Origin of the sequence: Bradyrhizobium sp. UNPA324, from assembly GCF_006658635.1 — a bacterium.
Lineage (GTDB): Bacteria > Pseudomonadota > Alphaproteobacteria > Rhizobiales > Xanthobacteraceae > Bradyrhizobium > Bradyrhizobium nanningense.
The window spans coordinates 329,677-341,725 of record NZ_LFJD01000004.1; the positions used below are offsets into that span (position 1 = coordinate 329,677).

Annotated in this window: 10 protein-coding genes; 2 read left to right on the forward strand and 8 right to left on the reverse strand. The window is 65.4% G+C overall.

Going from position 1 to position 12,049, the window contains the following annotated elements:
- Nucleotides 1-45: 45 nt before the first annotated feature.
- Nucleotides 46-1,302 carry an aminopeptidase gene (locus tag UNPA324_RS01545; protein ID WP_141933117.1) on the reverse strand — a complete coding sequence of 419 codons (1,257 nt, stop codon included), beginning with the start codon at nt 1,300-1,302 and terminating at the stop codon, nt 46-48.
- 112 nt (nt 1,303-1,414) lie between these two features.
- Nucleotides 1,415-2,776 (reverse strand): 3-carboxy-cis,cis-muconate cycloisomerase, encoded by a 1,362-nt coding sequence (gene pcaB / locus UNPA324_RS01550; RefSeq protein WP_141933119.1) that lies wholly within the window; start codon nt 2,774-2,776, stop codon nt 1,415-1,417.
- Between the two features lie 305 nt (nt 2,777-3,081).
- On the opposite strand from pcaB, the gene UNPA324_RS01555 reads away from it, so the two are divergent.
- Complete coding sequence (locus tag UNPA324_RS01555) at nt 3,082-4,653, forward strand: winged helix-turn-helix domain-containing protein (protein WP_141933121.1); 1,572 nt, start codon at nt 3,082-3,084, stop codon at nt 4,651-4,653.
- A 60-nt stretch (nt 4,654-4,713) separates the two neighbouring features.
- On the opposite strand, the gene UNPA324_RS01560 is transcribed toward UNPA324_RS01555, so the two are convergent.
- From UNPA324_RS01560 to UNPA324_RS01575, 4 genes are all read right to left on the reverse strand, one after another.
- Entirely contained in the window at nt 4,714-5,445 is a 732-nt protein-coding gene (locus UNPA324_RS01560; RefSeq protein ID WP_141933123.1) for a hypothetical protein, read from the reverse strand.
- Nucleotides 5,446-5,531: 86 nt separating this feature from the next.
- A complete protein-coding gene (locus UNPA324_RS01565; RefSeq protein WP_181769254.1) occupies nt 5,532-6,248 on the reverse strand; it encodes a hypothetical protein in 717 nt (238 codons plus the stop codon).
- Between the two features lie 135 nt (nt 6,249-6,383).
- Nucleotides 6,384-6,632, reverse strand: coding sequence for a hypothetical protein (locus tag UNPA324_RS01570; RefSeq protein ID WP_128922329.1), 249 nt, complete (start codon nt 6,630-6,632; stop codon nt 6,384-6,386).
- Nucleotides 6,633-6,772: 140 nt separating this feature from the next.
- Nucleotides 6,773-7,747 carry an NAD(P)H-dependent flavin oxidoreductase gene (locus UNPA324_RS01575; protein WP_181769255.1) on the reverse strand — a complete coding sequence of 325 codons (975 nt, stop codon included), beginning with the start codon at nt 7,745-7,747 and terminating at the stop codon, nt 6,773-6,775.
- A gap of 125 nt (nt 7,748-7,872) precedes the next feature.
- Between UNPA324_RS01575 and UNPA324_RS01580 the strand changes: the two genes are divergently transcribed.
- Nucleotides 7,873-9,435, forward strand: a complete 1,563-nt coding sequence (locus UNPA324_RS01580) for an AMP-binding protein (protein WP_141933125.1) — start codon at nt 7,873-7,875, stop codon at nt 9,433-9,435.
- Nucleotides 9,436-9,916: 481 nt separating this feature from the next.
- Here the strand turns inward: UNPA324_RS01580 and UNPA324_RS01585 are convergent, their stop codons facing one another.
- Together UNPA324_RS01585 and UNPA324_RS01590 are read right to left on the reverse strand one after the other, a co-directional pair.
- On the reverse strand, nt 9,917-10,690 hold the full coding sequence (locus UNPA324_RS01585; RefSeq protein ID WP_128922331.1) for a thioesterase family protein: 774 nt from the start codon (nt 10,688-10,690) through the stop codon (nt 9,917-9,919).
- 145 nt (nt 10,691-10,835) lie between these two features.
- A complete protein-coding gene (locus UNPA324_RS01590; RefSeq protein WP_141933127.1) occupies nt 10,836-11,804 on the reverse strand; it encodes an NAD(P)H-dependent flavin oxidoreductase in 969 nt (322 codons plus the stop codon).
- Nucleotides 11,805-12,049 lie beyond the last annotated feature (245 nt).

Consider the following 12,049-nt stretch of genomic DNA (forward strand, 5'->3'; position numbering starts at 1 on the left):
TGCCGCTCCGCTGTCCACCTCCCCAGCCGGGAGAGGTGAAGCGGCCTACTTCGCCCACTCGCCCTTGCGGAACACCGGTACCTTGCTGCCATCGGGCAAGATGCCGTCGATATCGGTCTCGGCCGAGCCGATCATCCAGTCGATATGGATCAGGCTCTGGTTGCCGCCTTGCGCCGCGATCTGCTGCGGGGTGAGCTGCGCGCCGTTGACGAAGCACTTCGAATAGCACTGGCCGAGCGCGATATGAGACGCTGCGTTCTCGTCGAACAGCGTGTTGTAGAACAACAGCCCGCTCTGCGAGATCGGCGAGGAATGCGGCACCAGCGCCACTTCGCCGAGGCGCCGGGCACCCTCGTCGGTGTCGAGCACCTTGTTCAGCACCTCCGCGCCGCGCGAGGCCTTTGCGTCGACGATCTTGCCGTCCTCGAAGCGCACCGCGATGTTGTCGATCAGCGTGCCCTGATAGGACAGCGGCTTCGAGCTCACGACATGGCCGTAAACCCGACGGCAATGCGGCGTGGTGAAGACCTCTTCGGTCGGGATGTTGGCGTTGCAGCTGATGCCGTTCTTGGAGAGCGAGGCACCGCCCTCCCATTCATGCCCGTCGGCAAGGCCGATGGTGAGGTCGATGCCCGGTCCCGAATATTGCAAGGCGCGAAAGCGCTGGCCGTTGAGCCAGTTGGTCCGCTCGCGCAGCACCGCATTGTGGCTCGCCCAATTGCCCATCGCGTCCTCACGATCGACGCGGGCCGCCGCGAAAATCGCATCCGCGAGCTTGCCGACCGCGACGTCCTCGGGATCATCGGGGAAGACCTGCCTGGCCCAGGACGGGCTCGGATAGGCGATGATGTTCCAGTTGGTGTCGAAATTGACGATTTTCTCCAGGGCGGGCTGATAGGCCATCGAGTTCGCCTTGCTGGCGCGCGCCACCTTGGAAGGATCCTCGCCCGACAGCAGCATCGGATTGTCGCCGACGATGGCCAGCCGCGCGGTGTTGTCCGAGAACGCCTTGGCCATGCCCTCGTAGAGCCAGCCGGCGGCACGATCGAAACTGCTGTCGTGGCCGTGGCGGTAGCGCGCCAGCGTCATCTCCTCGTCCGACAGGATCGGCGTCACGATACCGGCGCCGGCCTTGTAGGCATGCACGGCGATCCGCCTGACCAGCGGCAGCGCGATCGCGGGCGCCGTCAGAAGCAGATCCTGCCCCGGCCGCAAGCCCAAGCCCACCTTCACCGCCACCTCGGCCAGCCGGTCGAGCTTCACGGGATCAATGGGAGCGGTGGAATTGCGGTGATCAGTCATGCGGGGCCCTCTGCCGAAAGTCTCTCGTTCAATCTAAGTCTAGCATCGCGAGGCGCAAGTGCGCGAGCACCTTGCGGCACGGAGAGATACGCAGTTTCACGCATATTGGTTTTCAACGCGTTGCCGATTTCAGCACTCGGTCAACCATGTCAGGCGCGAGCCCGAGGTAATTTTTCGGTGAGGTGAGCGCCTCGATTGTGGCGCGATCGATGCGGCTCGAGACGCGGGAGTCCGAGGAGAGCGCGTCCGCCAGGCTCAAGCCTTTGTCATTAGCGAGCCGGCAGGCGTCATAAACCACGTCATGGGCCTCCTGCCGGCCGAGCTGCGGCGCGAGCCCCATCATGACCGCTTCGGCCACGATCAGGCCGCGGCTGATGGCGAGATTGTCGTTCATCTTCGCCTCGTCCACGATCAGACCCGCGAGCGCGAACTTCGCCTGATGCAGCGCGCCGGCGGTCAGCACGAAGCTTTCGGGGATGGCCATCCATTCGGCGTGCCAGGGACCCGTGGCGCGCTCAAAATCCTGCACCATGGCGTCGAGCATCAGGCCGGCGTGCTGGCGCACCGCCTTGGACGCCGCCAGCATCAGTTCCGACGAGATCGGGTTGCGCTTCTGCGGCATGGTCGAGGAGGCGCCGCGCCCCTTGACGAAAGGCTCGTAAACCTCGGCGAACTCGGTCGAGGCCATGATCATGAGGTCGAGCGCAATCTTGCCGAGCGAGCCGGTGACAAGCGCAACGAAGTTCACGGCTTCCGCAAAGCCGTCGCGCGCGACGTGCCAGGTCGAGGCGGGAATGCCGAGCTTCAGCTCGGCGCAAAGTGCCTCCTGCACCTCGAAACCCTTGTCGCCGAGCGAGGCCAGTGTACCGGCCGCGCCGGCGAACTGGCCGACCAGCACGCGCGGCTTCAGCTGCGCCAGCCGCTCGGCATGGCGATCGAACATCGCGAGCCAGATCGCAGTCTTGTAGCCGAACGTCACCGGCAGCGCCTGCTGCAAGTGGGTGCGACCGGCCATCGGCGTGTCGCGATGGCGTCTCGAGAGGTTCGCCAGGATGCCGCGAAGCTCGTCGATGTCGCGCGCAACGATCTCCAGCGCAGCACGGAGCTGCAGCACCACGGCGGTGTCCATGATGTCCTGCGTCGTCGCGCCCCAATGCACGTAGCGGCCGGCCTCGCCGCACTGCTTCACCATCTGGTGCACCAAGGGGAGGATGGGGTAGCCGACGATGTCGGTCTCCTGCCGCAACAATTCGAAATCGAGCGCGGCGACGTTGGTCCGCGCCGCGATCGCCTCGGCCGCCTCTCGCGGGATCACGCCGCACTTCGCCTCCGCCCTCGCCAGGGCCACCTCGACCTCGGCATAGCGGGCGACTGTCGCGACGTCGGAAAACACCACGCGCATCTCGGGCGTGCCGAAGGCGTCGCGGAACAGCATGGAATCGAGCACGGTGGTGGATGCGCTAAAGGCGGGCATGGGCGTTTCTTCGTGGTGGTTTTATGTGGAACGCAGCTTACGCAGGCTGCGCTGTTCGGCAATGGACAAAGCCCGATACCCCCGTCATTCCGGGCTCGCGCCGAGGGACGCGCCCCGGAATGTCGACGCCCGGCAAGTCGGCCAAAATCGTCAAATCCCGTTTATTCCGATCCGCAACAGCATGGCTGCCATCACGCGATCGTGGTGAACCTGGCAGACCTTTCAGCGGACTCACAGACGTCTAGTGAAAATTCATTTTTGATTTGATCATTGCCTGATGTCGTTGTGAGGCCTGAGTTTTCGACGTGCAGTTTCTGTTCCGGGACCACCTTCTCGATACCGACTTGCGCGAGCTGAGCCGCGCGCAGGTTCCAATTGCCGTGGAGCCGCAGGTCTTCGATCTCGTCGTCCACCTCATGCAGAACCGCGACCGGGTGGTCAGCAAGGACGAGTTGATCGACAAGATCTGGCACGGGCGCAGCGTCTCCGAATCCACCCTGACCAGCCGGATCAACGCCGCCCGCAAGGCGATCGGCGACAGCGGCGCGAGCCAGGCGCTGATCCGCACCATCGCCCGCAAGGGCTTTCGCTTCGTCGGCGATGTCGAGGCCAAGAATGGCGCGGTGGGTGGCGCGATCGCGCCGGAGCCTGGCCGCACCGCCTTTATGCCGCGCGCTGCGCTGGCGCTACCCGAGCGGCCCGCGATCGCCGTGCTGCCCTTCACCAATATGAGCGGCGAGGCCGGACAGGATTATTTCTCCGACGGCATCAGCGAGGACATCATCACCGCGCTGTCGAAGCTGCGCTGGTTCTTCGTGGTCGCAAGGAACTCGTCCTTCGTCTACAAGGGCCGGGCCGTGCACATCCGCGAGGTCGCGCGCGAGCTCGGAGTGCGCTACGTGGTCGAAGGCAGCGTGCGGCGGAGCGGCGAGCGGGTGCGCATCTCGGCCCAGCTCAACGACGTCTCGACCGGCAGCCATCTCTGGGCCGAGCGCTACGATCGCGAGCTGGCCGACATCTTCGCCGTGCAGGATGAGATCACCGAGGCGATCGTCGCCGCGATCGAACCGCAGCTCTATGCCGCCGAAAACTTTCGCGCCCAGCAGAAACCGCCGGGCAGTCTCGATGCCTGGGACCTCGTGATGCGCGCGCTGTCGCATCATTGGCGTATCACTCGCGAAGACAACGCCGCCGCGCAAAGGCTGCTCGAACAGGCCGTCGCGATCGATCCCGCCTATGGCAAGGCGCTGGGCCTGCTCGCGACCAGCCACATCTTCGGCGCGCATATGGGTTGGGCCGACATGGAAGCAACGGTACCGATTGCCGAACGCGCGGCGCTCGCGGCGGTGGCGGCCGATCGCGAGGACGCCTTCGCTCATCACGGCCTTGCCTATGCCTACCTGTTCCGCCGCCGCTTCGACGACGCGCTGGCGGAGTTCGAGCTGGCGCTGCAGCTCAATCCGAACTTCGCAATGGCGCATGCCTTCTACGGCGTGACGCTGTGCTACGCCGGTCGATGGCAGGACGGCGACGCCGCCGCGCGCCGCGCGCTGCGGCTCAGCCCGCGCGATCCGCTCGCGGCGATCTATTGCGGGGTTGCGGCCTATGCCCGGTTCGTCGGCCGCGACTACCAGGGAGCCGTGCAGATGGCGCGGGAATCAATGCGACAGCGCGGCGATTTCGTCGGCGCGCACCGCGTGCTGACGGCAGCGGCCGGGATGTCAGGAGATCCGGCGCTCGCTGCTTCCGCGCTGGAAGGTCTGCGCCGCGCTCAGCCCGAGGTCTCGCTCGATTGGATCACGCGCGAGCTGCCGATGCTGCGGGATGAGGATCGTGCGCATTATCTGGAAGGATTGCGGCGCGCTGGAATGAAGTGATAACGGCGCGACAATGAGCGCTCATCGTCTCCCATTGTCGCCGCAGTCGCAGGCGAAGCGCTAATCGTCGTCGGGCCCGAACAGCTTGATCTGCGGGAAGCCGCCGCGCGGCCGGCCGGCGTAATCGCGCGCATCGGAATCCTCGCGGATGTTGCGTGCGACGTCGTCCCAATCGGTGCGGTCGCGCAGGCCGCGCTGCTCACGGCCCTCGTAGTAATGGCGGCGCTCGGCCCAGCGCTCGCGGCGCTCGATCCGGCGCCGCTCGGACGCGGCGCGCTTCACGTCGGAATCTTTCGCCTTGGCATAGGCGTTGTCAGGTGAAGAGGCTGGATCGACCGATGCTTGCTGCTCGCCGGGTTTTGCGGCTTTCGGTGACGACGCAACTGTCGGCTTGGACTGTTCCTTGGGTGGCTCAAGCGCGGCCGCCTGTGAAGGCGGCGGCGCCGGTGGTTCGGCATTCGCCTGAGCGGGCTGCGGGTCAGGCCTTGTGGCGTCAGGTTTGGCGGCTTCAGGTCTGGCGGCTTCAGGCTTGGCTTCGGCCTGCGCCGGAGCGGCGATCATCGCGCCAAAGGCTTGCGAGCCGGTGAGATAAGTGACGCGCTCCGAGGGTGCGTTTGTCGCCGCCGGCGCGCCGGCGGATTCTGCGCGCTGCGCCATCCTGCTGGTGTCCGGGCCCTGTTTGGACGTGACCGGATTCATGATGTTGCCGGCAACGATCCCGCCGCCCAAACCAATGGCGATGGCTGCGACAATGGTTCCGGCACCGACGAAATAGGCTGTCGAGGCGCGCATTGATCCACTCCCTCTTTGGGGCGAGCAACGCGCGTTGATTGCGGGATGTTCCTGGTGTGGAAGCAGTTCCTGAAGGAACTTAAGCGTCAGATCTGCTGCGCGACCTTTTCGAGGCCGATGATGCGGGCGAGCTTGCGCACTTCCTCTTTCTGGTCGTCACGCAGCTGGAACAGCAGCGGCATTGCCGCCGACTTCAGCTGCTGGACCTCGTCGCAATTCGGATCGATCGGCACGCCCGGCGCATGCGGATTGGAAAGCTTGTTCGCCGAGATCTTGCGGACGACATTGCGCAGCGCGGTCTCGACCGAGGGCCAATAATATTCCTGCGACGACGATAATTTCAGGCGGTCCCTGATGCCTGCGATCTGCACGTCGGACAGCAGCGTATAGTTCTTTTGCGGCTGCGGCTTGGCCACCACCTTCGGCTTGGCCGGAACCTCGACCGTGGGCACCTCCGCCGCAGCGGGCGCTTCAGACAGGCCCGGCGACGCCTTGGGCATCGGGAAATCGGTGGGCGTGGCGGCGGCAAAGGCCTGGCGCAGCGGCTCGGCCAGCACGGGCGCCTGCGAAAGCCTGTCGGCCGGCACCTGGACCGGCTCGATCGCGGCCGAAGCCAGGGCGAGGGTCGGGACCAGACGGTCGGCCTTGGCGGCGCGGTTGGTTGCGAGCGGCTTGGGCGGAGGCGTTTGCGCGATCATGTCCTCGCTGACGCTGGGGACGCTGTCGCGGCCAAGGATGGCGGTGGTGGCGGCGCCCAGGACGAGGAAGCAGGTCAGCACAACGATGGTGATGGCTTTGGACAAACGTCTCTCCGGAACGGACGCTTCACGAGTTTGTTAACGATGGTCGGGAAAAGGGCACGAATTATGGCTTGAGTGTGCCTTGGTTGCGACAATCAGCATGTCTGCAGCGACATTCGGCGCAAAAGGCAAAGGAAATCAGGCAGCTGCGGCCAGATCGTAGGCGTCTTGGATGTCCGCGACGATCTCCGAGGCCTCCCAGACCGCGCGCGGCTCGACCGATTGCAGCGCCACCGTCCAGTTGCCGCCCCGGCGGGTGCGGGGGACGCTGACGATGTCGAAGCGAACGTTGCGGCACAGCGGGTGGCGGGCCAGGGCATGAGCGACGCGAACGCGGATTTCGTCCAGCGAAGCCGCAATCTTGGTGTTGAGATAATCGAAATCCATCGCCTGTCCCTCTCGGTCCTGATTGGCGGCCATGAGAGGATTCTTGGCGGGCGATGGTTAATCTGCCGTTAAGTGAGCGGGGCGGAACAGCGCGGGATTAACCGTGATCGGGACGGGCAGACCCTGCCCTTTCCGCAATCCTACGGGCAGCAGCGCGCCCTCGCCTCACGATATTCGACCAGTGTCCGCGCAACGAGATCGTCGACAGGGAGCACGTCGGTGACACCCGAGGTGGAATGTCCCCCGCTCCAGATATCGCGCCAGCGCTTCGGCCGGCTCTCGCGCTTGGCGACGTCGATATCCTCTGCGATGTCGATCGCCCCGCGCGCCGGCAGATCGTCGGGATCAAGCCCGGCGGCCACGATCGACGGTCTCAGCATGCTGGTCTGCAGGCCCGTGAACGCGGTGGTGAGCAGGATGTCGTCGGCGCTGCTGTCGACCAGCATCCGCTTGTGGCGGTCGTCCGCCATGCTCTCGCGCGTCGCGATGAACTTGGTGCCCATGTAAGCGAGATCGCAGCCGAGCACTTCGGCCGCATGCAGCGCATGGCCGTCGCTGACGCCGCCCGCGAGCACGATGACGCCGTCATAGAACGCGCGCACCGCGCGAACGAAGGCGAACGGGTTGAGCCAGCCGGTCTGGCCGCCGGCGCCCGCGGTGAGCAGCACCAGCCCGTCGGCACCTGCTTCCGCCGCGCGTTCGGCATGACGGATGGAAGCAACGTCCGCCAGCACCAGCGCACCGGCATCGTGCAGCGGCTTCACCACGGCTGCGGGCGAGCCGACCGACGTGATGACGATCTCCGGCCTGTGCCGCAGCAGCACGGCGAGATCCTGCTCCAGCCGCGCATTGGAGCGATGCACGATCAGGTTCGGGCAGAGCGGCGCTGCCTTGCGGCCGGTTTGAGCTTCGTGCTGGCGCAGCCGCGTCTCGATCACGGTCAGCCATTCATCGAGTTGGTCCGTGCTGCGGCAATTCGCGGTGGGGAAGCTGCCGATCACCCCGCTCTGGCAGGCCGCGACCATGAGCTCGATGCCCGACACCAGGAACATCGGAGCTGCGATCAAAGGCAGAGCGAGACGATCGCCGAAGCGTTGCAGTCGATCTGAGCGCACGCCAATCTCCTTGTCGCTGTTGCCTCGCCCCTGCGGGCTTTGTCGTTTCCTCCCGCAGTCTCTGTGCTAGCGTCATCGGCAACATTGGCACGTCAGAAGCCGGTGACAAAGCAACGAGGAAACATATGTCCGATTCGCTCCACGCATCGTCCCCGACTTGTGCGCAGACGCTACGGGCGCTGTCGCGCTATTCCGGCCGCACCGCCTTCGCCTGGCCCGGCGGATCGTTGAGCTATCAAGGCACCGTCGACCTCATCGGGCGCATCCAGGGCGTGTTCATGCGGCTCGGCTTGCAGGCCGGCGCGCGCGTCGCCTTCCTCACCGCGAACCGCGCCGACACCTGGTGCGCCGGCGTCGCCTCGCAATTGTCGCGGCTCTGCATCACCTGGCTGCATCCGCTGGGATCGCTGGAGGACCAGCTGTTCCAGCTCGAGGATTCCGAGGCCGAAATGCTGGTGGTCGATGCGGCCGCCTTCCGCGATCGCGGTGGCGAGCTTGCGGCGAGAGCGCCCCGGCTGAAAGCGATCTTCACCATGGGGCCGGCCGGATACGGTGTCGATCTGCTGGCGGCGGTCGAGAGCGCAGGACACGCCAGCGCGCAGAACCTCGCCGGCCTCGACGATCTCTCCACGCTGAACTACACCGGCGGCACCACCGGAAAATCCAAGGGCGCGCTGCGCTATCACCGCGAGAATGCCGGAGCCGCGGCTGCGATCCTCGCCGATTTCGAGATCCCCGACGCGGCACGCTACCTCACCGTCGCCCCGATCAGTCATGTCGCCGGCACGAAAGTGCTGCCGACCTTGATGCGCGGCGGCACCGTGCACATGCTGAAAGGATTCGATCCCGAGGCGGTGCTGACGACGATCGCACGCGAACGCATCAATTTCACGCTGTTCGTGCCGACCATGATCTACGTGCTGCTCGATCATCCCGCGCTTGATAAGACCGATCTCTCCTCGCTGGAGCTGGTGCTCTACGGGGCATCGGCGATGTCGCCGAGCCGGCTCCTCGAGGGCATCGAGCGCATCGGACCGGTGTTCTCGCAGCTCTACGGCCAGACCGAATGCTATCCGGTCTCGGTGCTGCGCAAGGCGGATCACGATCCCAAGACGCCGGAGCTGTTTTTGTCCTGCGGCTTCCCGATCGCAGCCTGCGAGGTCAGGATCCTCGACGACAACGACCACGAGGTGAAGGCGGGCGAGGCCGGCGAGATCTGCGTGCGCGCCCCGCATGTCATGGCGGAGTACTGGAAGCGGCCCGACATCACCGCCGAGACGCTGAAGAACGGCTGGGTCCACACCGGCGACATCGCGCGCCAGGACGAACGCGGCTACATGTTCATCCTCGACCGCAAGAAGGACATGATCGTGTCCGGCGGCTTCAACATCTTCCCGCGCGAGGTCGAGGACGTGCTGTCGCAACATTCCGATGTCGCCATGGTCGCGGTGGTCGGCATACCCGACGAGAAATGGGGCGAAGCCGTCACCGCCATCGTCGTGCCGCGCGAGGGCGCAAGGCCTGATCCGGACGAGCTGATCAACCTGGTCAAGACGCGAAAAGGCTCGGCCCATGCGCCCAAGCAGATCCAGTTCGTCAAGCAATTGCCGATGACCGGCGTCGGCAAGGTCGACAAGAAGGTGCTGCGCGCGGGCTTTTGGAGCGGCCGGGACCGGATGGTGGGATAAATCCCCGGGATTCTACGGTGTCATTGTGGCCCGGACACCACAGAGCGCAACGGAGTGTGCGCGCGCAGTGCCCGCGCAATTGCCGGCGAATCGGGGAATCACCTAGACCGCTGACGGGGCTGGGAAGCGGAGTAAGAGATGAGAGTCGCTTCCCTGGAAAGTGCAGTCGCCGCGGTCACATTGATCACGGCTATCATTGTGGTGCTGTGGGAGATCAAGATCTTCTACGGAATGTGAACTGGCAGGATGCCCTGGTCGAACACGACCATGCATCCCTTCCGCGGCGGCGGAAGCCTGCCGTTCAATTGGGCAATGCGCGACATGGCGCTCACGCAGTTGGTGGCATCGCCCGGCCCCGACCGGGCGATCCAGCATTCCAGAGACAGTCGTTATTGAATCGAGAGGCCGCGGCGTACTGGATGCCCCCGCGTTCGCGGAGCATGACAGTGAGAACGAGGCGCGGGCGTCGTGCCTTCGCCGCTCACCGCTTCTCGATCACCAGGCTCTGGACCGCGCGGCCGAAATAGCCCCGGCGGTCGGCGAGGCGCGACATTGCGAGGCCACAGCCATCAGGGCCGATCCAGGATTCACCGTCGAGCAAAATCCACTCGCCGACCGGCTGACGCGCGAAGCTCACGGTGAGGTCGGCATTGATGTAGGTCCAGGCGCGGAAGTCGAGCGTCGAGGCGGTGCCGTTGGAGAAATCGGCGGCGACCACGGCGCGCATGGCCTGCGAGATCGCTTCGCCTTCGATCAGCGGATGATCGACGCGAAACCAGATCGCGCCGGCACCGGCCTGGCCGAAGCGGCCGCGTGCAGCACGCATCGAGACCAAACGCACGAACGGGCTGGTGGCGGCGTGGCCGTCTTCGATCAGCGAATCCTCCGGCGACGGCAGCGTGACCGGCAGGTCCTCGACGTCGTCGGGCAGGTTCAGCGCCTGGCGCCTGATCTTGAGCACGGTGGCGCCGACGACCTGGACGCCGTCGGCCAGCAGCTTGATATTGCAGAGCTGGATCTTGCGGCCCTCGCGCAAGACCTCGGTCACGATCGTGAGCGGCGCCACCGGCACCGGTCGCATCAGGTCGATGGTGACGCGCGCGATGTCCATCGGAGCAGGCGTCGGGATGCGCTCGGCCGCCCATGTCACCAGCGAGGCCGGCGCCGAGCCGTGCTGCATGCGCCGGTCCCAGGGACCGGCGGCATCCGGGCTGGTGACGACGCTGTTGCCGTCGACGCGGTAGATGGCGGTCATCGTTTCAATCAGTCTCGGTTGGCGTTCCCCGGACGCTGCGCAGCGCGTAGCGGTGCGCTGCTGAGCCGGGGTCCATGCATCGCGGCGATGGGTCCCGGCTCTGCGGAGCAATGCTGCGCATAGCACCGCGTCCGGGACACGAGACCTACAACGGCGGATCGATCGCTTCGTCGTATTCCTTCTTGAAGCGCGCGATCATTTCGGCCGCGGGCACGATGCCGTCGATGCTGCCGATGCCCTGGCCCGAGCCCCAGATTTCCTTCCAGGCCTTCGGCTTGGCGCGCTCGCCGGAGGCGTCGGTGCCGAAATTCATCTTGGAGGGATCGGAGGTCGGAAGGTTCTCCGGATCCATGCCGGCGGCGAGGATCGAGGGCTTCAGGTAGTTGCCGTGCACCCCGGTGAAGAGGTTGGAATAGACGATGTCGTCGGCGCTGGATCCCGCGATCATCTCCTTGTATTTCTCGACCGCGTTGGCTTCCTTGGTGGCGATGAAGGCCGAGCCGATATAGGCGAAGTCAGCGCCGAGGATGCGCGCGGCGCGGATCGCCTTGCCGTTGCCGATCGCGCCCGACAGCGCGATCGGGCCGTCGAACCACTTTCGCGTCTCGGCAACGAAGGCGAGCGGAGAGATGGTGCCGGCATGGCCGCCGGCGCCGGCCGCGACCAGGATCAGGCCGTCGGCGCCCTTCTCGATCGCCTTGTGGGCGAATTTCTGATTGATCACGTCGTGGAAGACGATGCCGCCCCAGCCGTGAACCGCCTGGTTCAGCTCCTCGCGGGCGCCGAGCGAGGAGATGATCATCGGCACCTTGTACTTGGCGCAGAGCTGCATGTCGTGGTCGAGCCGGTTGTTCGACTTGTGCACGATCTGGTTGACCGCGAACGGCGCCGACGGCCGTTCCGGATGCGCGCGGTCATAGGCCGCGAGCTCCTCGGTGATCCGTGCCAGCCATTCGTCGAGCAGCTCCGGCGGCCGCGCGTTCAGCGCCGGAAACGAACCGACCACCCCCGCCTTGCACTGCGCGATCACGAGATCTGGCACCGAGATGATGAAGAGCGGCGAGCCGATCACGGGGATCGACAGTCGCCCCTTGAACAAGGCAGGCATGGACATTGCGAAACGATCCTCTGTTGGTCGGTCAATGGAAGATTGGCCGCCATACCAACAAGGCAATCTTTCCACTGTCAAGTATTGCGTTTTGCCGCCGGGAGGATGCGGCGGCCGCAATTCCAAGCAGCGGAATTCTAGCCCATCCGTCTCCTCCGTCATTGCGAGCGCAGCGAAGCAATCCTGATCTTCCCCCAAAAAAGTGGACAGGGTTCAAGCCGATTTTAGCTCCATCTCGACCGGGCTGATAT